General features: G+C 69.0%; 23 protein-coding genes and 1 pseudogene. 7 read left to right on the forward strand and 17 right to left on the reverse strand.

Going from position 1 to position 22213, the window contains the following annotated elements:
• Window positions 1-5: 5 nt before the first annotated feature.
• Window positions 6-827, reverse strand: coding sequence for a ribosome-associated translation inhibitor RaiA (gene raiA, locus GR168_RS17155; RefSeq protein WP_159371309.1), 822 nt, complete (start codon window positions 825-827; stop codon window positions 6-8).
• 395 nt (window positions 828-1222) lie between these two features.
• Here raiA and GR168_RS17160 point away from each other — a divergent pair, with 395 nt between their 5' ends.
• Window positions 1223-1852: a ComF family protein gene (locus GR168_RS17160; protein WP_137810668.1), complete on the forward strand. Its 630-nt coding sequence runs from the start codon at window positions 1223-1225 to the stop codon at window positions 1850-1852.
• Between the two features lie 17 nt (window positions 1853-1869).
• Here GR168_RS17160 and lpqB read toward each other — a convergent pair whose 3' ends face one another.
• The 3 genes from lpqB to mtrA are packed head-to-tail and all read right to left on the reverse strand — an operon-like array spanning window position 1870 to window position 5971.
• Window positions 1870-3618: an MtrAB system accessory lipoprotein LpqB gene (lpqB, locus tag GR168_RS17165; protein ID WP_058251943.1), complete on the reverse strand. Its 1749-nt coding sequence runs from the start codon at window positions 3616-3618 to the stop codon at window positions 1870-1872.
• Complete coding sequence (gene mtrB / locus GR168_RS17170) at window positions 3615-5288, reverse strand: MtrAB system histidine kinase MtrB (RefSeq protein ID WP_058251944.1); 1674 nt, start codon at window positions 5286-5288, stop codon at window positions 3615-3617. Before mtrB ends, lpqB begins: the two co-directional genes overlap by 4 nt.
• Window positions 5285-5971, reverse strand: a complete 687-nt coding sequence (gene mtrA, locus GR168_RS17175; protein WP_091344371.1) for an MtrAB system response regulator MtrA — start codon at window positions 5969-5971, stop codon at window positions 5285-5287. Before mtrA ends, mtrB begins: the two co-directional genes overlap by 4 nt.
• Window positions 5972-6059: 88 nt before the next feature.
• On the opposite strand from mtrA, the gene GR168_RS17180 reads away from it, so the two are divergent.
• Window positions 6060-6713: a dTMP kinase gene (locus GR168_RS17180; RefSeq protein WP_159371310.1), complete on the forward strand. Its 654-nt coding sequence runs from the start codon at window positions 6060-6062 to the stop codon at window positions 6711-6713.
• A 283-nt stretch (window positions 6714-6996) separates the two neighbouring features.
• On the forward strand, window positions 6997-7632 hold the full coding sequence (locus GR168_RS17185; protein ID WP_238994921.1) for a hypothetical protein: 636 nt from the start codon (window positions 6997-6999) through the stop codon (window positions 7630-7632).
• A gap of 80 nt (window positions 7633-7712) precedes the next feature.
• Here GR168_RS17185 and ahcY read toward each other — a convergent pair whose 3' ends face one another.
• From ahcY to GR168_RS17245, 12 genes are all read right to left on the reverse strand, one after another.
• The gene (gene ahcY / locus GR168_RS17190) at window positions 7713-9182 is read right to left on the reverse strand and encodes an adenosylhomocysteinase (protein ID WP_159371312.1); all 1470 of its coding nucleotides are present in this window, start codon (window positions 9180-9182) and stop codon (window positions 7713-7715) included.
• A 108-nt stretch (window positions 9183-9290) separates the two neighbouring features.
• Window positions 9291-9470, reverse strand: coding sequence for a methionine/alanine import family NSS transporter small subunit (locus GR168_RS17195; protein ID WP_058251948.1), 180 nt, complete (start codon window positions 9468-9470; stop codon window positions 9291-9293).
• Entirely contained in the window at window positions 9467-11044 is a 1578-nt protein-coding gene (locus GR168_RS17200) for a sodium-dependent transporter (protein WP_159371313.1), read from the reverse strand. The genes GR168_RS17195 and GR168_RS17200 overlap by 4 nt, the downstream gene beginning before the upstream one ends.
• Before the next feature lie 188 nt (window positions 11045-11232).
• On the reverse strand, window positions 11233-11535 hold the full coding sequence (locus tag GR168_RS17205; RefSeq protein WP_058251950.1) for a WXG100 family type VII secretion target: 303 nt from the start codon (window positions 11533-11535) through the stop codon (window positions 11233-11235).
• A gap of 46 nt (window positions 11536-11581) precedes the next feature.
• Window positions 11582-11905 (reverse strand): WXG100 family type VII secretion target, encoded by a 324-nt coding sequence (locus GR168_RS17210; protein WP_065631840.1) that lies wholly within the window; start codon window positions 11903-11905, stop codon window positions 11582-11584.
• Between the two features lie 118 nt (window positions 11906-12023).
• Window positions 12024-12854, reverse strand: coding sequence for an ESX secretion-associated protein EspG (locus tag GR168_RS17215; protein ID WP_159371314.1), 831 nt, complete (start codon window positions 12852-12854; stop codon window positions 12024-12026).
• The gene (locus GR168_RS17220; RefSeq protein ID WP_078113321.1) at window positions 12851-13909 is read right to left on the reverse strand and encodes a PPE domain-containing protein; all 1059 of its coding nucleotides are present in this window, start codon (window positions 13907-13909) and stop codon (window positions 12851-12853) included. Before GR168_RS17220 ends, GR168_RS17215 begins: the two co-directional genes overlap by 4 nt.
• A 77-nt stretch (window positions 13910-13986) precedes the next feature.
• On the reverse strand, window positions 13987-14298 hold the full coding sequence (locus GR168_RS17225; RefSeq protein WP_065631837.1) for a PE family protein: 312 nt from the start codon (window positions 14296-14298) through the stop codon (window positions 13987-13989).
• Entirely contained in the window at window positions 14295-15587 is a 1293-nt protein-coding gene (locus GR168_RS17230; protein WP_238994922.1) for a hypothetical protein, read from the reverse strand. The genes GR168_RS17225 and GR168_RS17230 overlap by 4 nt, the downstream gene beginning before the upstream one ends.
• Window positions 15588-15634: 47 nt before the next feature.
• The gene (locus tag GR168_RS17235) at window positions 15635-15943 is read right to left on the reverse strand and encodes a type VII secretion target (protein ID WP_058251955.1); all 309 of its coding nucleotides are present in this window, start codon (window positions 15941-15943) and stop codon (window positions 15635-15637) included.
• 58 nt (window positions 15944-16001) lie between these two features.
• Window positions 16002-16313, reverse strand: a complete 312-nt coding sequence (locus tag GR168_RS17240) for a YbaB/EbfC family nucleoid-associated protein (RefSeq protein ID WP_159371963.1) — start codon at window positions 16311-16313, stop codon at window positions 16002-16004.
• An 8-nt stretch (window positions 16314-16321) separates the two neighbouring features.
• Complete coding sequence (locus tag GR168_RS17245) at window positions 16322-16702, reverse strand: hypothetical protein (RefSeq protein WP_065631835.1); 381 nt, start codon at window positions 16700-16702, stop codon at window positions 16322-16324.
• Window positions 16703-17075: 373 nt separating this feature from the next.
• Here GR168_RS17245 and GR168_RS17250 point away from each other — a divergent pair.
• Window positions 17076-18720, forward strand: a pseudogene (locus GR168_RS17250) (AAA family ATPase).
• Window positions 18721-18971: 251 nt separating this feature from the next.
• Here the strand turns inward: GR168_RS17250 and GR168_RS17255 are convergent.
• On the reverse strand, window positions 18972-19598 hold the full coding sequence (locus GR168_RS17255) for a DedA family protein (protein WP_065631897.1): 627 nt from the start codon (window positions 19596-19598) through the stop codon (window positions 18972-18974).
• A gap of 241 nt (window positions 19599-19839) precedes the next feature.
• On the opposite strand from GR168_RS17255, the gene GR168_RS17260 reads away from it, so the two are divergent.
• Genes GR168_RS17260 through GR168_RS17270 form a run of 3 tightly spaced genes read left to right on the forward strand, consistent with a single transcriptional unit; the run spans window position 19840 to window position 22200 of the window.
• Window positions 19840-20916: an alpha/beta hydrolase gene (locus tag GR168_RS17260; protein ID WP_065631833.1), complete on the forward strand. Its 1077-nt coding sequence runs from the start codon at window positions 19840-19842 to the stop codon at window positions 20914-20916.
• Window positions 20917-20950: 34 nt separating this feature from the next.
• Window positions 20951-21475 (forward strand): hypothetical protein, encoded by a 525-nt coding sequence (locus GR168_RS17265; protein WP_159371316.1) that lies wholly within the window; start codon window positions 20951-20953, stop codon window positions 21473-21475.
• A gap of 59 nt (window positions 21476-21534) precedes the next feature.
• Entirely contained in the window at window positions 21535-22200 is a 666-nt protein-coding gene (locus tag GR168_RS17270) for an NINE protein (protein WP_159371317.1), read from the forward strand.
• Window positions 22201-22213: the final 13 nt, after the last annotated feature.

Here is a 22213-nt window from a genome sequence, read left to right on the forward strand (position 1 = left end):
GGGCGTCAGGTCAACCTGATGAGCCCGTAGTCGAAGGCGTGCCGGCGATAGACGACGGACGCCTTGTCGGTCTCCTTGTCGTGGAACAGGAAGAAGTCGTGGCCGACCAGTTCCATCTCGTAGAGCGCGTCGTCGACGGTCATCGGCACGGCCGTGTGCTCCTTCACGCGGACGATCTGACCGGGTGTGTATTCCTCCACGCCGTCGTCCCACTGTTCGGCGGAGTCGGCCGCCGTCGAGTTCGGATCACCGACGAAACCGTCCACGGAGAGCTGGTTGTCGCGGAGGGGCGGCGCACCGATCTCGGTGGCTTCGGCGACCGAGAGCGGCCGACGGTTGCCGTGATGGACACGGCGGCGGTCCTTGACGCGGCGCAGCCGGGACTCGACCTTGTCGAGCGCGTGTTCGAGGGCGGCGTAGAAGTTCTCGCCGCAGGCCTGCGCCCGGACGATCGGCCCCTTGCCCGTCGCGGTGATCTCCACCTGTTGACAGACCTTGGACTGTCTCCGGTTGCGCTCGTGGTTCAGCTCGACGTCGAATCGGTAGATGGTCGGATCGAATCGCTCGAGACGAGCGAGTTTGTCGCCGACGTAGATGCGGTAGTGGTCGGGGATCTCGACGTTGCGGCCGCTGAACACGACCTTCGCGGTGGGTTCGGCCGGCTCGTCGGCGTCCACCGTTCCCGGTGGGCGGACGAAGGCGAATTCCGGATCGTAGGAATCGCTCTCGGTTGATCGGCGGTCGGGCGCGGGACCCTCCTCCACGGTCGGCCGTGGGTCGGCGGTCTTCGGTTCGCGCTGGCCTTTGCGGTGGATGACTGTGGACATTCAACTACCTCCTGAATTGTCCCGAAGCCGGTTGAATCGCCGTGATCTGTTGTCGCACTGGCGATTCGAACGGCACCGAGGATGTGTCCATGTCAGCTGACAGCTGACACTCAAAGACAGGGGCATCACCTCCCGGCAAAAGCGGTCGTGGCCGGCACACCTCGACGGCCTCCGGCAACCTGCTGTACCCCCGACCGTAGCCGCAAGTTCCGGTATCGGCCACGTTTTGCGGCGCGGCGTCGGCATGTCGGGACGAACGGGCACGAGATCCTCCCGCGAGCACCCGTGCCCCGGTTGTGCACACCCTCGCCCACCGCCCCGCACACCTGTGCGAGGTGCACTACCGTCGGCGCGTGACGTGGCGCCGGGAGGTCTTCGAGGCGGGAGCCGATCTGATGTTCCCGATGGTCTGCGGCGGGTGCGGTCGCCCAGGTACCCGGTGGTGCCGACGATGCGAGCGCGCGTTGTCCGACGCCCCCATCGCGGCCCACCCTCGGGTCGCGCCCGGCGTCCCGGTCTGGGCGCTGGGCCGGTACCGCGGTCCGCATCGGCAGGCGATCATCGCGCTCAAGGAACACGACCGTCGCGATCTCGCCCGGCCCCTCGGCACCGCCCTCGCGCTCGGTGTCCGCGTGCTGGCCCGGTGGGGTGAGCTCCCCGACGCCGAACGGCTGCTCCTGATCCCGGCACCGACCCGCCGGATGACGGCGCGGCGGCGCGGCGGGGACCCCGTCACGGCGGTGGCGGCGAACGCGGCGCCCGCACTGGGCCGACGGGTACGGGTCGCACCGCTGCTGGTGACGTCGGCGACGGCACGGGACTCCGCCGGACTCGACGCCCGGGCCCGCGCCCGGAATCTACGCGGCGCCGTCCGGCTGCGCTCCGGCGCCGTCCCGGCCCCCGGGGCGAGCGCGATCCTGGTCGACGACGTGCTGACGACCGGCGCAACCGTGACCGAATCGGTGCGCGTGCTCGCCGAGAACGGCGTCGACGTCGCGGCGGTCGTCGTGCTCGCAGCTGCCTGACGGTAGCGGCTCGGATTTCAGGGCAGGACCGGGATCGCGCCCTCGATCATCGCCGGCTCGACCTCGGTCCAGTACTGGTCGGGTTGGCCGTTGCTGCTGCCGAGTCGCAGCACACCGCGCTGATCGCCCACGTAGATCGTCGAGGCGTTGGCGACCACCGCCCGCACCGGCGGTGACACGTTGCCGCTCAGCAGGCCAACCGCCGGGGTGCCGTCGATCGACAGTTGCACGACCGGCGACTCGGGTGCCTCGCGCGCGATCATCAGCGTCGTCGGCGACGCCCAGTCCACCGAGACCGCGCGGTTGCCGATGTTGTAGGCCGCGATCCGCGGGCTGGTCAGCGACACCTGGCCCTCGGTGTTGGTCGACAGCACCGCAAAGACGATCTGTCCGCCGACCACCAGTGCGGTGCGCACACCGTCCGGGGCCACCTGCATCTCGGTGATCGCGCCTCGCGCGACCGTAGGGATCGCCGAAGCCTCGACGGGCACGGTGGCGGTGCCGTCGTCGTCGCGTTGCCATTGGATCGGTTTGCCGTCGACGACGACCCACACGGTGTTCTCGTCGGAGCCGAACGACGGCCGGGTGATCGACGACCCGCCGACGATCGGTCCGACGTCGCCGCCGTAGTCGCCGATCACCAGTTCGAGCCTGCGCTCGGGTCCGGACAGACTCCGGACCGCGGCCACCCGCGCCCCGTTGTCGGAGATGGTCGCCGACCGCAGATCGCGCGCCGACCCGAGCGGCCCCTGCACCGGCACGGTCGCGGTGTCGGTCACCGCTCGCAACGCGCCGCCCGTGACGATGTTGAGCCCGACATCGGTGGTGGGCACAGAGTTCGGATCGAAGGCCCGCACGTCGGTGGTCTGCCATCCGGAGGCGCGTTCGGCGGCCAGCGGCGCGCCGTCGGCGTCGATGACGTAGGGCCCGGATATGTCGGCGCCGTCGAGCGTCCAGATAATCTGCGCCGCCAGCAGGTTGCGATCCCGCGCGGGGGCGCTCCCGATGCCGTCGAGATCCACACGTACGCCGCCGCCGGCGAGGCCGACGACCGGACCCCGCAGTGCGGCTCCGTTGGGGAAGCCGCTGTCCACTGCGGCCGCGAGGTCCGACGCGGGTCCCGCGATCAACCGGTTCACCAGCACGGTCGGGTCGGTCGCCTGTCCCGCGTAGAGCCAGCGCGGGTCGGGGACGAGCCGGCGCCCGGTGCGGTCGCTGTAGTACAGCGAGACCGGCCGGTAGGTGCTGTCGAACTGGTCCCGGTCGATCATCGTGCCGTTCGGCAGGGGCCCGTCGATGCGCCACTGGTCTCCCGAGCGGGTGAGGCTGATGCTGGTCTCGACCCGTCCCGAGGCCGGCAGCAGCTGACCGTCGGACTTGAGGGTCCCGACGTTGTCGCCGATGAGCCGCATCCGCACCGAGTCCTCGTTGCGCTGATCGACGAAGGTGTTGATCTCGTCGACGATCAGCGCGTCGCCGCGGTCGTCCCACTGCTGCGAGGCGACCGAGGTCAGGAATGCGCGCGCCGAGCGATGCGCCGAGTCGGGATCGACGGTGGACTTGAGGAAGGCCCGCACCAGGGCCTCGGGATCCATGTCGGCCTGGGGCACCGGGACGGCGTTGGTCGCGCCCTCCCGTTCGAACGATTTGATCGGCTGGGGCGACGAGTCGTTGGGGATCGCCCCGCACGCGGTGACCAGCAGCAGCGCCGCGATGCCGAGCGCCAGCGCCAGGACGGCGCGGCCGGACCGGGATGACCGCGTCATTCGGCACCCGCTCCCGGGCCCGCGGCGCGCCCACCCGTCCTGGGCGCGGAGGTGCGCTGCAGGGTACCCACCGATTTCAGGGGCAGCGGCGAACCGAGGACCTTGTGCCCGCGCACGAGCGGCAACGTCAACCGGAAGCACGCGCCCTTGCCCGGTTCACCCCACGCCTCGAGGCGCCCCTGGTGCAGGCGGGCGTCCTCGATGCTGATGGCGAGGCCGAGGCCGGTACCGCCCGAACGCCGGAATCGCGACGGGTCGGATCGCCAGAACCGGTTGAACACCAGCTTCTCCTCCCCCGGCCGCAGTCCGATGCCCTGATCGCGCACGGTGATGGCCACCGCGTCACCATCCGAACGCATGGTGAGCGTCACCGGTTTCCGTTCGCCGTGATCGATGGCGTTGGCGAGCAGGTTCCGCAGGATGCGTTCGACGCGACGCGGATCGATCTCGGCCAGGACGGGTTCGGCCGGGAGATCGAGGACGAGCTCGGTGCCGGTCTCCTCCGCGAGGTGACCGACGGTGGCCAGGGCACCGTCGATCGGGATGGCCATGTCCATCCGCTCGGCGGCCAGCTCGGCCATGCCGGCGTCGTGACGCGAGATCTCCAGGAGCTCGTTGAGCAACGTCTCGAAGCGGTCGAGTTCCTTGTCCAGCAACTCCACCGACCGCTTGCGGACCGGGTCGAGATCCTCGCGGCCCTCGTAGAGCACGTCGGAGGCCATCCGCACGGTGGTCAGCGGCGTGCGCAGTTCGTGGCTGACGTCGGAGGTGAACTGCCGCTGCAGTCCGCCGAACTCCTCGAGATGGGTGATCTGCTTGGACAGGCTCTCGGCCATGTCGTTGAAGGACATCGCGAGCCGGGCCATGTCGTCCTCACCGCGGACCGGCATTCGCTCCTTCAGTCGGCCGTCGGCGAACCGCACCGCGATCCGCGACGCCGACCGCACCGGGATGACGACCTGACGCGACACGAGCCACGCGATCGCGGCCAGCAGGCCGAGCAGCACGATGCTGCCCGTCAGCAGCGTGCCGCGGACGAGGTCGAGCGTGTTCTGTTCCGCGGTCAACGGGAACACGAGATACAGCTCGAGGCCGGGCACCGAGGCGTTCGTGGGACTGCCGACGATCAGCGCCGGCGCCCGACCCCCCGTCCCGTCGGGGACCTGGGTGTACTGGTAGGCCACCTGACCGCCGCGGACCATGTCCCGCAGGTTCGACGGCACCTCGGCCGTCGGCCCGACGCCGCTCGCGACCCCGTTGTCGGAGCCGCCCGGTACCAGCAGGACGGTGTCGAAGGCACCGACGGCACCCGACGCCTGCCCGGTGTCGGCGTCCCGGTCGGTGAGCAGGGACCGCGTCTGACGCAAACGGTTCTGGACGGACATGTTGCCCGCGCCGCTCGACAGATCGCGCTCCACCGAGATGCGGGCGCGATCGATCTCCTCGGTCGCCGCCGCCAGCTTGACATCGAGCAACCGGTCGGTGATCTGGGTGACGAGGACGAAGCCGAGAATGAGGAGAACGACGACCGACAGCACCAACGTGGACACCACGACCCGCAACTGCAGCGAGCGCCGCCAGATGTGCCCGAAGGCACGTCCGACAGCGCCGGCGGTGCGGGTGAAGCGTCCGAGAGTGCTGTTGACCCGTCGTCGAGATCGACCGATCACGGCGGGCCGGCCTTGTAGCCGACCCCCCTCACCGTCAGGACGACCTCGGGATTCTCCGGGTCGGTTTCGACCTTGGCGCGTAACCGCTGGACATGCACGTTGACGAGTCTAGTGTCCGCCGGGTGCCGGTATCCCCACACCTGTTCGAGGAGGACATCGCGGGTGAACACCTGACGGGGCTTGCGCGCGAGCGCGACGAGCAGGTCGAACTCGAGCGGGGTCAGCGAGATCGGCACGCCATCGCGGGTGACCTTGTGGGCGGGCACGTCAATCTCCACCGGGCCGATCGACAGCAGCTCGGCCGGTTCCTCGTCGGTCCGGCGCAGGCGCGCACGCACCCGGGCGACCAGCTCCTTCGGCTTGAACGGTTTGACCATGTAGTCATCGGCGCCGGATTCCAGGCCCAGCACCACATCGACGGTGTCGGACTTCGCCGTCAGCATCACGATGGGCACACCCGAATCGGCACGCAGCACACGGCAGACGTCGATGCCGTTCATGCCGGGCAGCATGAGGTCGAGAAGCACCAGATCGGGACGGATCTCCCGGACCGCGGTCAGAGCCTGTGTGCCGTCGCCCACCACGAAGGGCTCGAAACCCTCGCCGCGCAACACGATCGTCAGCATCTCGGCGAGTGCGGCGTCGTCGTCGACGACGAGGATGCGGGGCTTCATGTTGTCAATGGTGACATCACCGTGATGAAACCGTGGTGATCGACGCGCCGGGACGGACGTTCTGACCCGTTTGGTCCCACCACCTAGACTCCCCGGCGTGGGTCAATTGATAGCCGTGGAAGGACTCGACGGCGCCGGCAAGAACACCTTGGTCACCGGTCTGATCGACCGATGGTCAGCGGCCGGACTCCGGGTCGCGACGTTCACCTTCCCCCGCTACGGCCGGTCGGCAACGGCTGACATCGCGGCCGAAGCGCTGCACGGTTCGCACGGTGACCTACGCGACAGCGTGTACGCGATGGCACTGCTGTTCGCGCTCGACCGGGCCGGAGCGGCGGAGGACATCCACGCCGCCACCAAAGCCCACGACATCGTGATCCTGGACCGCTATGTCGCGTCCAACGCCGCCTACAACGCCGCACGTCTGGAGCAGGGCGCCGGCGGTGAGATGGTGCGGTGGGTCGTCGACCTGGAGTTCGGCCGATTCGACATGCCGGTCCCCGACCGCCATGTCCTGCTCGGGGTGTCACCGGAGGTCGCGATGCAGCGTGCGGCGTCGCGCGCCGACCAGGACGCGGCGCGAGCCCGGGACGCCTACGAACGCGACGACGCCCTGCAGCGCCGGGTCGACGCCGTCTACCGCGAACTCGCGGGGGGCGGCTGGATGTCGCCCTGGTACCTGTTCGACGGCGAGGATGTCGCGGGCCTGGCCGACGACCTCCGTACCGACCGAACAGCACCGACCGAATGACGCGTCCGATGACCTCGCGGCACCCTTTCGATAGCCTGGGACCACCGATTCTGAAGGGCGTTTCATGACCTATCAGCCACCGCCACCAGGTGGTGGACCGCCGCCGTACGGTCCGCCGGGCCCCGGCCGGCCGGGCTCGGGTCCACAGGGTTCGGGCCCGCCGGGTCCCGGCAGGCAGGGCCCCGGTCAACAGGGTCCCGGTCAGCAGTACGGCCCGGGTCGGCAACCAGTGCCCGGTCCGCATCGCCCGGGGGGATACGGCCCTCCGCCCGACCGGGGGCCGGTGCCGCCGCCCGCCCCGTACGGCCGCCCCCCGTTCGCCCCGGGACAGTATGGTCCCCCCGGGGCCGGGGCTCCCGGATTCGGGGGCCCGCCCGGCCCGCCGCCGCGCGGCAACACCGGGGTGATCGTCGCCTGGGTGCTCGGCGGCGTCGCGGTCGTCGCGGTGATCGCCCTGGTGCTCACGGTGGTGGTGACCAGATCGTCGTCGGACGACACCGTGGTCGCCGGTTCGTCCAGCGCGACGTCGGGCCCGACCTCCGCCTCCGACGACCCGTCGCCGAGCGAGAGCGGGTCGGAGCCGGGATCGACCGACTACACCGCCCTCTCCGAGATCCGGGCGGCGTTGCTCGCCTACATCACCGCCCGCAATGGGCGCGACGTCGCGCGCATGCGCGCCGCGGTCTGCACCCAGTCCCGCGACCGGATCACCGGCGTACCCCCTGCCGACGGCGGAGACATCGTTCTCGACGGCTTTCTCGACACGGTCTTCGACGGGAACGTCGCCCAGTCCGAGGTCGTGTCCCACCTCGAGAAGGGCACGGAGAGAACGGCATCGGAGAAGTCGAACGAGCGCTTCCTCAAGGAGGAGGGTTCGTGGATCTACTGCCCCGACGCCGAACCCGACATCGGGACCTGACCTCGGGGACCCGGCTTTCGAACCCCCGGTCATAGACAAGGAGCCCCACCGAGGTGGGGCTCCTTGTCTATGCCGACCGATCAGTAGCGGTAGTGCTCGGGCTTGTACGGCCCCTCGACATCGACGTTGATGTACTCGGCCTGCTCCTTGGTGAGCTTGGTGAGCTTGCCGCCGAGCGCCTCCACGTGGATGCGGGCCACCTTCTCGTCGAGGTGCTTGGGCAGGCGGTAGACCTCGTTGTCGTACTCGTCGTTCTTCGTCCACAGTTCGATCTGCGCGATGACCTGGTTCGAGAAGCTGTTGCTCATGACGAACGAGGGGTGACCTGTCGCGTTCCCGAGGTTGAGCAGACGCCCCTCGGAGAGCACGATGATCGACTTGCCGTTCTCGAAGATCCACTGGTCGACCTGCGGCTTGACGGTGATGCGCTTGGCACCCGACCGCTCGAGGCCGGCCATGTCGATCTCGTTGTCGAAGTGGCCGATGTTGCCCAGGATCGCCTGGTGCTTCATCGCCCGCATGTGCTCGAGGGTGATGATGCCGAGGTTGCCGGTCGACGTGATGACGATGTCGGCGTTGCCGATCGCGTCCTCGACGGTGACGACGTCGAAGCCGTCCATCAGCGCCTGCAGCGCGTTGATCGGGTCGATCTCGGTGACCTGGACGCGGGCGCCCTGCCCGGCCAGCGATTCGGCGCACCCCTTGCCCACGTCGCCGTACCCGCAGATCAGCACCTTCTTGCCGCCGATGAGGACATCGGTGCCGCGGTTGATGCCGTCGATCAGGGAGTGGCGGGTCCCGTACTTGTTGTCGAACTTCGACTTGGTGACCGAGTCGTTGACGTTGATCGCCGGGAACGCGAGGTCGCCGGCGGCGGCGAACTGGTACAGCCGCAGCACACCGGTGGTGGTCTCCTCGGTGACGCCCTGGACCGACTCGGCGATCGCGGTCCACTTGCCCTTGTCCGTCTCGAACCGGTTGCGCAGCAGTTCGAGGAACACCTTGTACTCGGCGGGGTGATCGTCCTCCGCGGGCGGGACCACGCCGGCCTTCTCGAACTCGGCGCCGCGGAGCACCAGCATCGTGGCGTCGCCACCGTCGTCAAGGATCATGTTGGCCGGTTCACCGGGCCAGGTGAGCATCTCCTCGGCCGCCCACCAGTACTCCTCCAGGGTCTCGCCCTTCCAGGCGAAGACCGGCACACCCTTCGGCTCGTCCGGCGTGCCGTTGGGCCCGACGACGATCGCCGCGGCCGCGTGATCCTGGGTGGAGAAGATGTTGCACGACGCCCATCGCACCTCGGCGCCGAGCGCGGTGAGGGTCTCGATGAGGACCGCGGTCTGCACGGTCATGTGCAGCGAGCCGGAGATACGAGCTCCCTTGAGCGGCAACACGTCCGCGTATTCGCGTCGAAGCGCCATGAGTCCGGGCATCTCGTGCTCGGCGAGCTCGATCTCCTTGCGGCCGAAGTCCGCGAGGGACAGGTCGGCCACCTTGTAGTCGATTCCGTTGCGGCTGTCGGCCTTCAGCTCGTCCTGAGCAGTCGTCACTTGATCCCCTTGTCGTTCGCGTCGGGCGCCCGTCGATGCAGGCGCGAATGCGTTCGATCCAGGCTAACCGAACGACCGGGCGGTTCCGAGGGGCAGGTGCTCCGAGCCTCAGGTGTCGCGCGAAGGGTGGGGCCGGGCCGCGCGGTCGGCGTCCTCCCGGACCAGGTCCGGATCCTCTGCCAAGTCCTCCACCTCGGGCCGACGGCGGAGGAACACGATGCTCGCGACGAGCCCACCCCACACGATGGTGATCGACACGATGAGCATGACGATGGCGATACCGCTCATCGGACGGTCTCCTTCGTGGACGGGCCGGAGGTGCGGCCGGTGTCGGCCAGCGGTGGCCACGGTAGGAAGTCCGGTTGATCCCGGCCCTTCCAGGACGACAGGGTGAGCAGCACCGCAGCCACGACGACCAGCGCGATCGTGCCCCAGCCGAAGACGCCGAGGTACCACGTCGGGTATCCCTCGTATCCCTCGTCGATGACCGACCACACCTTCTGCACCAGCATGATCGTGAGGAAGATCGGCGCCACGACCCCGACGAGCGCCAGCCAGATCTTGCCGACCTTGAACGTCGAGACGGCGTTCAGGTGCTGGCGCAGCATGTCTCCGCGGCGGAGCACCCAGATGAGGATGACCGTCATCATGATCGCCGACGCGACGACGCCGACGTTGTTGGCGAACATGTCCACCGTGTCGAGGGCGATCAGGCCGGAGGTCGTGGAGAACAGGGCGATCGAGATCAGGCCACAGATACCGGAGACGCCGACCGCCGCCTTGGTGCGGCTGATGCCCCACTTGTCCTGGAGCGCACCGGACACACCGATCATCAGCGAGATGAGCGAGGTGAAGCCCGCGATCACGAGCGAGCCGAAGAACAGCGCTCCGAAGAACGCGGCGCCCGGCATCTCCGAGATGACGGCCGGGAAGGTGACGAACGACAGGATCGGACCGGTCAGACCCTCTAGATCCGAGACGGCCACCTGTTGCTGGTAGGCCAGGAATCCGAGCGCCGAGAACACGCCGATGCCGGCGAGGATCTCGAACGAGGAGTTGGCGAACGCGACGACCAGACCCGAGCTGGTCATGTTGGCCCGGCGTCGCTGGAACGAGGCATACGCGATCATGATGCCGAACGCGATCGACAGCGAGAAGAAGATCTGGCTGTAGGCCGCGATCCAGACATCGAGGTCCTTCAGAGCGGCCCATTGCGGGGTGAAGAGGGCGTTGAGTCCGTCAGCAGCACCGGGCAGGGTGATCGCCCGGATGACCAGACCTGCGAACCCGACGAACAGGAGCGGGATGAAGACGATGTTGACCTTCTCGATGCCGTTGGCGACACCGAGGGCCAGGACGGCCAGCACCGCGAGCCACACGATGACCAGGGGCAGTGCGACGCCGCCGACGATGGTCGTCGACACACCCGGATCACCGACCTGGAGGTAGTCCTGGGTGAAGAAGGTAGCCGGGTCGTCGCCCCAGCTCTGGTTGAACGAGAAGACGAAGTAGCTGGCGGCCCAGGCGATGACCGCCGCGTAGTAGACGCCGATGACGAACAGCAGACCGGTCTGGAACCAGCCCAGCGCCTCGACCGGCTTCTTGATGCGTCGGAACGACAGTGGTGCGGTGCCGCGGAAGCGGTGCCCGACCGCGTAGTCGAGGAACAGCACGGGAATGCCCGCGGTCAGCAGGGCGACCAGATACGGGATGAGGAACGCACCACCGCCGCTCTCGTACGCGACGCCCGGGAAGCGCCAGATGTTGCCGAGGCCCACTGCGGAACCGATTGCGGCGAAGATGAAGCCGGAGTTCCGGGTGAACTGCTCCCGACCACCTCCGACGGTCTTGGCAGATGCCACCGCTTACCTCCTCGTCGAGATCTGCGCCCTCGGGGCACGGGTGCCGCGAGGTCTGTAGACGTCGACGCTATCGCACGAAGCGGGACTCCCGCGGGCGTTGGCAGACGGCGCGCCCGAACGCGAACGGGGACCCCGGCGCACGGCCGTGGGGTCCCCGTCCTGACGTCGGGCTACGTATCGGTCGGCGGTCAGACGAGACCGCGGAAACCCGTTCCGATCGCTGCGTCGGTGTCCTGCATGACGCGGCTGGCGTTGCTGACACCCTGCTCCAGCGCGGTCAGCGAGTCACGGGACTGGGTGAAGATCCGATCGAAGGCACCCTGCGCGTCGACGTAGGCGGCCTTGGCCTGCTGGGAGTTCCAGTTCCCGTCGAGGGCGGCGACCTGCGCCTTGAGCTGCGAGTTCAGGTCCTCGAGCCGGGTGAAGGCAGCCCGGAGGCCGCCGCTGAGATCGCCGAGAGCGGCGAAGTCGTAATTGATCGAGCCGTTCATGGTGGGTTCCTTTCGCAGAACGTGAGGTTCGGGATGCGGACCGGTGTCAGACGCTGGTGTTGAGTCCGCGCGCGGCAGCCGCGTCCTGGTCCTCGTAGCCGGCGAAGCCGTTGGTGAGCTGGGTCTTGATCTGCTCCAGCAGCTGGTTCATGGTCAGCGCGGCCTTGTTCCAGTCGGTGTGCGTGCCGTCGAACGCGACACCGGCCGAGCCCTGCCACGTGGGTGTGGCGTTTCCGGCGTGCTGGGCGATCTGGTTGATGACAGTCTTCATGTCCTCGACGAGACTGCCGACCTTGGCTGCGGTGGCCTGTCCGTCCGCGACGTTCACGGTGACGCCGGCGCCGCCGCCTGCTCCGGGCAAGTTCAGCATGAGTGCTCCTCCTGTGTAACGGCACCGTTTGGCGATGCCCCCGTTGGTATCCGTGACACAGATACCCCTGACAGTTGATTCCCGCGGCGGTCTGTTCCGCGGAATCCCCCGATGCGGATCATGGCATCCATTTCCCGTCGGGCAGGGTCTCTATCAACAGGCTGACGGCCTGTGCGATTCGATGACCCGTTCCCGGCGAGAAGGTGGTCCACACCCGACCGTCCGGGGACTTGCTGGGACTGGACACGATTCGACCCCGTTCGGTGTCGAAAATCGCGACAGCTCCAGAAGATTGAGCGAATCGTCCGTCCTCGTTCATCGAGGCGACGACCTCGGTGCGGGTCCGGCACGACGCGAACCCTGCCGAGACGACGACGGCATCGGCCGGTGCGGCGCCGAGCGCGTGCAGGGCGTCGGTCGTCTCGGTGCCGGCCCGACAACGGCCGAGCCGGTCGACGACCTCGTCGGACGGAGCCGCGAAGGCCGTGAATTCCGCCGGCTCCGCGGCGGATTCGAGAGCGTCGAACTGCGCCCGCACGACCGCGGCGAGGGCCTCGACGTCGGCGACATCGACGACCGTGACGTCGACGCGACGGCCCGTCCGCGTCACGAGTACGTGGTCGTGGCCGTTGCGCGCCACACAGATTCGGCGAGCCACGTCGTCAGTGTAGGAGCGGATCTCGATCTCACGCTGCGGTTGCGCCAGCACCCGTAGCACCGTCGACGCCCACGGTGTGGGCTCACCGTGCTCGACGAGTTCGAGCGCCGCGATCACCGCGTCGGGGTCGGCTTGGGTGACGTTGGCGGAGTCATTCCCGGTGTCGGACTCCGCGGCAACGTTCCCGAGGTCGAGGACGACCGGCCAGGTCTGGACTCCGAAACGTTCGCCGAGCCGGCACAGGACTGCGGCATCGAACGTCATCCCGGCGTCGTGCACGATCGGCATCATCGGCGTTCACCCGGGTTGCCGAGCATCAGCGTCTCCGACAGGTAGCGCGGATCGACGTCGGGCATTCCGTGCCCGTCTGGCGCCGAGACATAATGCGCAGCAGGACGATCCGACGTGGCCAGCTCGGCCCAGGTCGTCTGTTCCGTGGATTCGGTCGCCACCGAGGGCGGAGGGTCGGACGAGTCCAGTTCGGCGGCGTCGGCGCCGACGGTGCGGACGACCGAACCGCGGTCCGCCGTGGCGACACCCGGGGCCACCGGCGGCGGTACGCCGGGGCCGGTGCCGGGGGCCGACGCCCCCGGAGCGCCGCCGGACGTCGTGGCGGGGACCTGCGATGGTCCGCTCGCGACGATCGTCGGTGCGTACTTCAGCTTCTCGGGCGGCGGCAGGAACACTCCCCCGATGCCCGCGGGCATCGCCGCACCCAGAGGCGCGGCCGGCGCCGGGGTCGGAGGTGGCGCGGCGGCCGCGCGGGCCGCCGCCGCCCGCTCGGCGGCGAGCGCGTCACCGGACACGAGCCCCGGTGCGGGTTTCGCCGATTCCCACGGCGCGGCAACAGGTTCGGTGGCATTCTCGTACGTCTGCATCACACGGGCAGCCCGCATTCGCTGGTGCGCGACCGCACGCTCGGCATGGGCGGCCGCACCGGCGATGATCGGTGCGACCGCGGTGGCGGTGGTTGCGATCTCGTGCAGTTTCTCGACGACGTCGACCTCGGCGAGGTCGGGCATGTTCAACCGCGCGACCGTGATCGCCGCGGCCTGGGCTTCGGCGCGTGTGGCATTCTCGGCCGCCTCGGTCGCGACTTCGGCGAACCACGGGGCCAGCCGGGTCAGCTTCTCGAAAGCCGCACTGGTGTGGGCGGACTGCCAATGTGCCCCCAGGCGTGCCAGCACGGCGGCGTACTCGACACCGGCTTCCCCGACCTCCGCGGCGAGAGCGGCCCAGGCCAGGCCAGCTTCCGCCAGCGGCGCGGGCCCGGGACCGGCGCCGAGGTCGGCGGCGAGCTGTTCGGTCGGGCGGGTGTCCCAGTTGACTCCGGTGAAGCCGATCACGAGCGCCTCCCTTCGATGCCGGCGGATTGTGGATGTGTGAGCGGAATGATGTTGCTACGCAGGCGGTTCGCGCTCTGCTACAGCGCCACCCGGAAGGCGTCCGACGCCTCGGCATCGCCCTCGATGAAGCCGGCGGCCTGCGCGCGGAGTACGGCGGCGATCTTCCGCATCTCCAGAACTCCCGTCGCCGCGTCGGTTTCGAACTTCTCGGCCACCGTCGTGAAACTCTCGGCAGCTGCGGTCGAGACCTCATCGCGACCCTGCGCGGCCACGGGCAACGCCCGACCGGCGGCGGTGAGCGCGTGCTCCAGGCGATCGGCGATCCGGTCGAGGTCGCTTGCCGCCGAGACCAGTTCGGCGGGTTCGACGCGGAGTTGCGAGTTGCTCATACTTCCTCGTTTCGTTTCGGACCGGGCACGCCCAGTCGCAGTTCGATGTCCGGGCTGGGATCGGGTTCTGCGGCTTCCTCATGGCCGATGACCGCTGGCGCGACCTCGGGCGACTCACCGACCACGCGACGGCCGTTGTCCTCGGTGACGAGATAGTCGGGTACCGAGTGCTGGTCGTCCGCGGCGCCCGCGCCCCGCGCGCCTGCGGCACCCATCGGGGCACCGCCCATCGGTGCGCCACCCATCGGCATCGCGGCAGGCGCCGTCACAGGCCTGGCGGTCGTCGATGCACCGAGCGCGGGTTCGCCGAGGTTGAAGTTCGTCGGGACGGTCGGCCGGGAAGCGCCCAGCGGCGTCGCTATTCCGCCCACGCCTCCGATACCACCGCCACCGCCTCCTCCCCCGCCACCACCACCGCCGCCCGCGCCCTTCGACTTCGGCGACAGCGCAGCCGGGACGACGGCGGGAGAACCGTGTTCGACGTTCAGCATCTTGCTGATCGGTTGCATCAGCGAGGTGGGCAGTTCGGTGGCCGTCGACATCGCCGGCGACACGACGTCGAGGATCGAACTGGCCAGCGTGAACGGCGATTGTCCCGCGCCCGCGGTGGGTGCACCGGTGACGGCGACCGGGGCACCGTTCACGGCCATCGCCGTCGTCGGGCCGAGTAGTTCGGCCCGGGTCACCGCGACCGCGGCGGTCGCCTGCGACAGTCCGACGGAGGCGAACCCGGCCGCAGCTGCGAAGCCTGCGCCGACCGCCGGTCCCATCATCATCGGTACCGCGAAGCCGGTGATCTTCGCGACCGTCGCCGCGATGATCCCCTGCACGACTGCGAGTCCCTTTGCCACGATCGCGGCCGCCGTCTTGGTATCCAACGAGATCCCCGACCCCTGCGTGGCCAGAGCCGAACTGTTCGCCCCCGCCTCGGCGGTCTTGGCGCCGGCGCTCACCGCGCCCTGCCCTGCCCACAGCTGGTCGGCGAGTTTGAGTGCGCTCTGCCCCATCGTCATCGACGTCTCGAGCACCTTGGTGAGGCTCTCGAAGATGACGGTCGGGTCGAAGCCGCCACCCGAGAGGTCACCGGTGCCGAAACCGCCCAGCAGGTCGGTCATCGGTTTGATGAACATGTCCAGGTTCGGTGGCTGCAGCGGTGGCAGTCCCGGCATCGGCGGCAACGGGGGCAGCACCGGCAGCGGAGGCAGACCCAGTCCGCCCAGGACGTCGGCGACCGTGCGGTCGAGGATAGGGCCGAGCGGGGTCGACTCGATCATCTCCTGCACCGTCATGTGGTTCAGGGCAGGCACATCCGGGATGCCCGGTAGCGGTGGAACCGTCACAGCACCGAACGGATGGCTGCGGCGCTGGCAGCGTCGGTGCCCTCGAACTCGGCGAGACCCGCCGCAGTCGACGCCGCGGTGGCGGCATGCACGGCCGCGAGTTGCCCCACGGACATGAGGTGACTGGCCTGCGCAGCGATGAAGGCGGCGAGGAATTCCTGCCCGATGAGCCCGAAGACGGGGACCATCGCCGCGGTGTTGGCCGCGGCGTCGATCGACCCGGCGGTGCCGACGGCGGTCGCCATCGCGGCGTTCGTGGCGGCGAAGCCCTCGAGCACCTCCGGCGTCACCTTGACGTTCGTCATTCTCGAACCCCCTCGTGGGTGTCAGTCTGATGGATCGGTGTCATGTCGGCCGGGTCCGTCATTCGGCCGGACGAGCGGCCAGCATGTCGCCGAACGACTCGTTGAACTCCTCGGTCACCGCGGCGATCCGGGCGTAGACCTTCTGTGCGGCCAGCGCGGCGGTCGTCACGACCTGTTCGGCCAGCCGGCTCGCGCCGAGTTCGTTGGCGCCGTACGCGAATTCGAGGTCGATGAGCGCGCCCTTGCCGTCCACCTCGGCGGTGACCAGCCCGTCGGACGACGTCTCCCGGACCGAGATCGCGCGTAGCTTCTCCTGAAACCCGTGCAGGCCGTCGAGCTGCCGTTGCGCGCGCGCCTCGAGTTCGTCCATCCCCCAGGTCATCGCTGCAACCACGACGCGGGCGCGTCGGCTTCCTCGTCGTCGCGCCATTCGGCTCGTGCGAGATCGTCCGGGCGGGGCAACTGCATCTCCTGCACGAGGTCTCGGTCGATGCCGGCGGCGAGCAGGTTCTCGCGGAGCCGGATACCGGCGGACATCGCCGCCTGCTGACAGAGTCGGAGGATGTCGCTGGCGAGCAGAGCCGGATCCTTGTCGAGTTCGGACGCCTCGATACGAACCGCCACCGGAAGACCTTGCGCGGTGGTCCGGACGCCGAGCCCGCCCGACCGTGACCGCGCGGTCACGAACTCGTGCAACACCGCCCACGGGTCGTCGGGATCACCGTCGACGAGATCCCGAGGATCGTCGGAGTAGGTCATGGAAAGCTGCACCCCCTTCACGCCGAATATGACGCAGCCGGGGTCCCTTCCGGTTCCATCGAATTTTCGTTCGACGGAACCAGACCTCCCACATACGGATCCGTGAAGAACCGCGCACCCCGCTGCGCACATGTGTTGAGTGCCTGCATAGTGCCATACTCGGTTCGGCCCCACCACACCAGAGATGCACTATGCCGAACGCGTGTCTTCGAGGCGGCCCTGTGGACGTCGTCCGGACCAGGTCGAGGACCTTGGGTAGACTGCCGCAGGACGCAGCCGGGGTCGATCGACAAAACGGGGTGGATCGCTGCACGCCTCGCCGAACTCGCCGCAACGCGATCGGCGCCCGGCCGCTTGACCAGAGGATTCCCCGATGACGTACGAGAACCCGACGAGACCGGACGGAACCGGGCCCGGCGCTCCTGATGCCGACGCCCCGGCGCCGCCGCCCTGGCTGCAGTTCGCCCCGCCGACCGCCGCTCCACAACAGCCGCCGGCTGCAGCGCCCGCGCCGCCCGCACCCCGGGGACCGTCCGCACGTCCGGACAGCGCATCACCGGCCCGCGAGACGATGCCCCCGCGGCCGGACTTCGAAAGCCGGTCGGCGCCACCGCCCGACCATCCCGCCGCCGTTCGTCCGTCCGCCGACCATCCCGGCGCCGCCGACCGCCCGGGGCCCGCGCCCGCCGATCCCCGTCCTCACGGCGGGCCCGTTCCGCCGGAGCCGCGTCCCGAGATCTCATCGACCGAGAACCCGGTCGCTCCCCCGTGGCCGCCGCAGGCTCCTCCCGTCCCGGGGCCGGACCACTTCGGACCCGACAACCTCGGACCCGGGCACGTCACCGGCCCGGCACCGGCATCCGGAATGCCGCCGCACCCCGCCTCGCCGCAGATCGTGCCGCCCGCCCCGCCGGCTCCCCAGTCCGCTCCCGCGTGGTCCGCCCAGCCGGGGATGCCACCGACTCCGGTCGCCGGCCATCAACCTCCGCCGTACGCGGGCCCCGCTCCGATGGGCCCCGGTCCCGCCCCCGCCTTTCCCGGGCAGCCGATGCAGCACGGGTACGGGCCACCGTCGGGAGGCCCCTCGCTCGACGAGGTGGCCCTCATCCGAAAGGCCCGTCGCGCACCGAGTCGCGGCTGGCGTCGTGCGGTGCACACGCTGTCGGCCGGCGCGATCAATCCCGGTGAGTCGCAGGGCGACATCGAATATCAGCAGCTGCTCGAACGGGTGAACCGGCCGGTCCGGGGCGACTATCGGATCGCCGTGCTGTCGCTGAAGGGCGGAGTCGGCAAGACGACGACCACCGTCGGCCTCGGCTCGACGTTCGCCTCCCTGCGGGGCGACCGCGTCATCGCCGTCGATGCCAATCCCGACCTCGGTACGCTCGCACAGCGCATTCCGCAGCAGACCCGGTCGACCGTCCGCGACCTGCTCGCCGATGAGAACGTCTACCGCTACTCAGACGTCCGGGCCCACACGTCGCAGGCGCCGAGTCGCCTCAGTCCTTGCCTCCGAACGAGATCCGGCGATGGCCGAGGCGTTCAACGAGGAGGAATACCGCGGCGTCATCACCGTGCTGCAGCGCTTCTACAACATCATCATCACCGACTGCGGCACCGGTCTGAGCCACTCGGCGATGAACGGGGTCCTCGACCTCGCGAACACGATCATCCTCGTCAGTTCCCCGGCTCTCGACGGCGCCCGCAGCGCCGGCGCGACCCTGGACTGGCTGGAGGCGCACGGTTTCGGACACCTCGTCTCGCGCGCCGTGGTCGTCCTGAGTTCGTCGCGACCCGGGTCGTCGACCATCGACACCGACCAGCTGGGTCAGCACTTCCTCACGCGGTGCCGCGCCGTGCACAAGATCCCGTTCGACGACCATCTCGCCGAAGGCGCGGACGTCGACCTCGAACTGATGTCGAAGCCGACGAAGCGATCGTTCATCGAACTCGCCGCGACCATCGCCGACGATTTCTCGGGTGCCCCCGGACAACGGGAGGAGCCGTTCCTCCGCTGACCGACCCCTGATCCCGCGCGGCCGACGGGACCTGGTGAGACGCGGGGCCGACCCTTCGTGACGCGCCCTCCGCAGGCTCCGGGCGCTCCTCAGGGACCGGTGGTTGGTCGCGCCTTTCCGCAGGCTCCGGGCGCTCCTCAGGGAGCGTGGGTTGGTCGCGCCCTCCGCAAGCTCCGGGCGCTCCTCAGGGACCGGGGGCTGGTCACGCCCTCCGCAAGCTCCGTGCGCTCCTCAGGGACCGGTGATTCGCCTCAAGGCGTCTCGGCGCGCCGATCCCGGCGCGCGATCCGCCAGCGCCGACCGAAGTGGATGAACGTCGGTATGACGATCGTGCACACGGAGGCGATGATGAAGATCTCGATGTTGTCGCGGATGACCGGGATGTTGCCGAGGAAGTAGCCGAGCAGGATGATCCCGGCCGCCCAGGTGAAACTGCCGAGCACACTGAACAGGGTGAAAGTCCGATGTGGCATGCCGCTGAAGCCGGCGACCAGCGGGGTCAGGGTGCGGACGATCCCGATGAACCGGCCGAAGAACACGGTGAGCGGCCCGAAGCGGTCGAAGTAGTGGTTCGTCTTGGCGAGATACTCGGGTCCGATGGTGCGCATCAGTTTGCCCTCGACCACCCCGCGCCCCACACGGCGGCCGATGAAGTAGCCGCACTGGTCGCCGATGATCGCCGCCAGCGGCACAGCCAGGCACAACAGCCACAGCGGTGCGAAGGGATCGGGTTGCGCAGCGAACACGCCGGCGGTGAAGAGCACCGAGTCGCCGGGAAAGATGAACCCGACCAGGATGCCGGTCTCCACGAAGATCAGCACGCAGAGTCCGATGAGGCCACCGGTGGCCACGAAGGACTCGATGTCGAAGGGGTTCATCGAATCCAACACTAGTGGCGCAGCGACCCGCCGGGGCCCGGTGACCGTCGCGACGTGGCAAAGCGTCGGCAACCATTCAGATCCCGGCAACCCAGGTCCGGCCGGCACCCCGGCACCCGACGCGCACGACGACCGGTGATGCGGTTTACTCGACGACTAGCGGGACAACGCCCGTTGCCATCCACCGCTCCGTCGCGAGGACGCGACCGACACCGCCCGAGCGACACCGAGGGGAGAGACAGTGCCCACCAAGCACCGGGATCCGTCCCCGACCACGACGTCCGGTCCGACGCTGCGTCCGGTCTCCGACACCGACGTCCGCATCGAGTACCACACCATCCACGGCTACCGGCGCGCCTACCGGATCGCCGGCAGCGGTCCGGCGCTGCTGCTCATCCACGGCATCGGTGACAACTCGTCGACGTGGGACGAGGTCATCCCGATCCTCGCGCAGCACTACACCGTCATCGCACCCGACCTGCTCGGCCACGGGGAATCGGACAAGCCACGCGCCGACTACTCGGTGCCGGCCTTCGCCAACGGCATGCGCGACCTCCTCGTCGTCCTGGGGATCAGCAAGGTGACGGTCGTCGGCCACTCCCTGGGCGGCGGCGTCGCGATGCAGTTCTGCTATCAGTTCCCGCGCTTCGTCGAGCGCCTGGTGCTGGTCGCGGCCGGCGGGGTCACCCGCGACGTCAACCCCGCCCTGCGGTTGTTCTCGCTGCCCGTCGTCCCGCAGGTGCTGTCGGTACTCCGCGTCCCCGGCGTGATCCCTGGTCTCACGACGCTCGCGAAAGCGATCGTCGCCGCGCCGGTGCCGCCCCTGTTCCCGTCCTCGGCCACGCCCGAACATCTACTGGCCGACCACGAGGACCTCATGCGGGTCCTCGGTGGGCTCGCCGACCCCACCGCGTCGGCCGCCTTCCTCCGCACCCTGCGCGCCGTCGTCGACTGGCGCGGCCAGTCCGTCACGATGCTCGACCGCTGCTACCTCACCGAACGCCTGCCGGTCCTGCTCGTGTGGGGCGACCGGGACATCGTGATCCCCCATCACCACGGCGAACTGGCGCACTCGGCGATCCCACACTCGGAGTTCGAGACCTTCTCCGGCTCAGGACATTTCCCGTTCCACGACGACCCCGAACGGTTCTGCCGGATCGTCATCGACTTCATCGCGCGCCACGCGCCGGTGGAATTCGATCCGCTCAACTGGCGGCATCTGATGTCCGAGGGCGCCCATCCGGAGCAGTTCGTCGGCGACGACGAGACCGTCGACGAGGTGCTCGAGGCCTTCGGAGACGAGCGCAACGCCACCTGACCCGAAACACACTCGCGTATGCCACCATTGCGGGATGACGTACCCGGGGAATGGCAATGACGGCACCCGTCCGTTGCCGCATCAGCCGAACGCCTACGACTCCAGTCCCGGCTTCGTGCCCACTCCCGCCCAATTCCCGGGCCCCGGCATGGGTTACGCGCCGCCCGGGCCGTTCTTCGACGCGGGTGCCGCAGCATTACCCGAGCCGCCGCTCGTGGTCATCGGTGACATCACGTGCACACAGCACCACGTGATCACGCCGTCGGGCACGTTCCCGCTCGCGGGTTCGCAGTGGGAGGTCACCGACATGTCCGTGTCCTCCGAACAGATGTCGCAGACGGGCCTGGTGCTGGCGCTGGTCGGGTTCTTTCTGATCTGCTTTCTGAGTCTGCTGTTCTTGCTGATGAAAGAACGGCGCACAACGGGCTTCATCCAGGTACGGGTCCGGGGCGCGGGCGGCGCGATGCACGTCACCAACATCCCCGCCACGTCGCCCTGGACGATGAGCGATGTGTCCGGTCGCGTGTACTACGCACGCGAACTGGCCACCGTCGCCTGAGCCGCCCGCACGTTCGAGATGAGCACGCCGCTCCATCCAGTCACGAGGAGGACCACCCGATGACCACACCAGACAACCCGGGCGACAAGCCCCACGACCCGTTCGTCAAGCAGCCACCGGCCGACGCCTCGCCGTCGTACGGCACCGACCCCGGCCAGCAGCCGGGGGGTTCGGAGTTCGGCACCGCGGGGACCTCGCAGCCCGGCGTCGGCAATCCCCAGTACGGCGACCAGCAGTACGGGAGCCAGCGGTACGGCGACCAGCAATACGGGAGCCAGCAGTACGGGGCACCCCAGCAGTACGGCGACCAGCAGTACGGGGACCAGCAGTTCGGGGCACCGCAGCAGTACGGCGCACCCCAGCAGTACGGAGCCCCGCAGGGCGGGTATCCCGCGGCGCCCGGTTACGGCTACGGCGGCGCTCCCGACCCCACTGCTCCCTACGGCCGCGACCCGGCCACCGGCGAACCGCTGTCCGACAAGTCGAAGCTGGTTGCCGGCCTGCTGCAGATCTTCCTGGGCAGCCTGGGCGTCGGCCGCTTCTACATCGGCGACAACACCACCGGCGCGATTCAACTCGGCCTGACGATCCTCGGCTACATCACCGCGATCTTCCTGATCGGGTTCGTCATCATCTTCGGTGTCGCCATCTGGGCGCTGGTCGACGGCATCATGATGCTGACCGGCAGTGTTCGGGACAAGAACGGCCTCAAGCTGGGCAACTGACCGCTGCGCTCGA

Source organism: Gordonia sp. JH63, from assembly GCF_009856645.1.
Taxonomy (GTDB): Bacteria; Actinomycetota; Actinomycetes; order Mycobacteriales; family Mycobacteriaceae; genus Gordonia; species Gordonia hongkongensis.

Bases quoted from the DNA above. Each gene is read 5' to 3' on its own strand.
- raiA (WP_159371309.1), bottom strand. From the start codon at position 827: ATGTCCACAGTCATCCACCGCAAAGGCCAGCGCGAACCGAAGACCGCC.
- GR168_RS17160 (WP_137810668.1), top strand. From the start codon at position 1,223: ATGTTCCCGATGGTCTGCGGCGGGTGCGGTCGCCCAGGTACCCGGTGG.
- lpqB (WP_058251943.1), bottom strand. From the start codon at position 3,618: ATGACGCGGTCATCCCGGTCCGGCCGCGCCGTCCTGGCGCTGGCGCTC.
- GR168_RS17195 (WP_058251948.1), bottom strand. From the start codon at position 9,470: ATGAGCGGTATCGCCATCGTCATGCTCATCGTGTCGATCACCATCGTG.
- GR168_RS17205 (WP_058251950.1), bottom strand. From the start codon at position 11,535: ATGAACGGCTCGATCAATTACGACTTCGCCGCTCTCGGCGATCTCAGC.
- GR168_RS17210 (WP_065631840.1), bottom strand. From the start codon at position 11,905: ATGCTGAACTTGCCCGGAGCAGGCGGCGGCGCCGGCGTCACCGTGAAC.
- GR168_RS17215 (WP_159371314.1), bottom strand. From the start codon at position 12,854: ATGATGCCGATCGTGCACGACGCCGGGATGACGTTCGATGCCGCAGTC.
- GR168_RS17225 (WP_065631837.1), bottom strand. From the start codon at position 14,298: ATGAGCAACTCGCAACTCCGCGTCGAACCCGCCGAACTGGTCTCGGCG.
- GR168_RS17230 (WP_238994922.1), bottom strand. From the start codon at position 15,587: ATGACGGTGCAGGAGATGATCGAGTCGACCCCGCTCGGCCCTATCCTC.
- GR168_RS17235 (WP_058251955.1), bottom strand. From the start codon at position 15,943: ATGACGAACGTCAAGGTGACGCCGGAGGTGCTCGAGGGCTTCGCCGCC.
- GR168_RS17240 (WP_159371963.1), bottom strand. From the start codon at position 16,313: ATGGACGAACTCGAGGCGCGCGCGCAACGGCAGCTCGACGGCCTGCAC.
- GR168_RS17245 (WP_065631835.1), bottom strand. From the start codon at position 16,702: ATGACCTACTCCGACGATCCTCGGGATCTCGTCGACGGTGATCCCGAC.
- GR168_RS17255 (WP_065631897.1), bottom strand. From the start codon at position 19,598: ATGAACCCCTTCGACATCGAGTCCTTCGTGGCCACCGGTGGCCTCATC.
- GR168_RS17265 (WP_159371316.1), top strand. From the start codon at position 20,951: ATGACGTACCCGGGGAATGGCAATGACGGCACCCGTCCGTTGCCGCAT.
- GR168_RS17270 (WP_159371317.1), top strand. From the start codon at position 21,535: ATGACCACACCAGACAACCCGGGCGACAAGCCCCACGACCCGTTCGTC.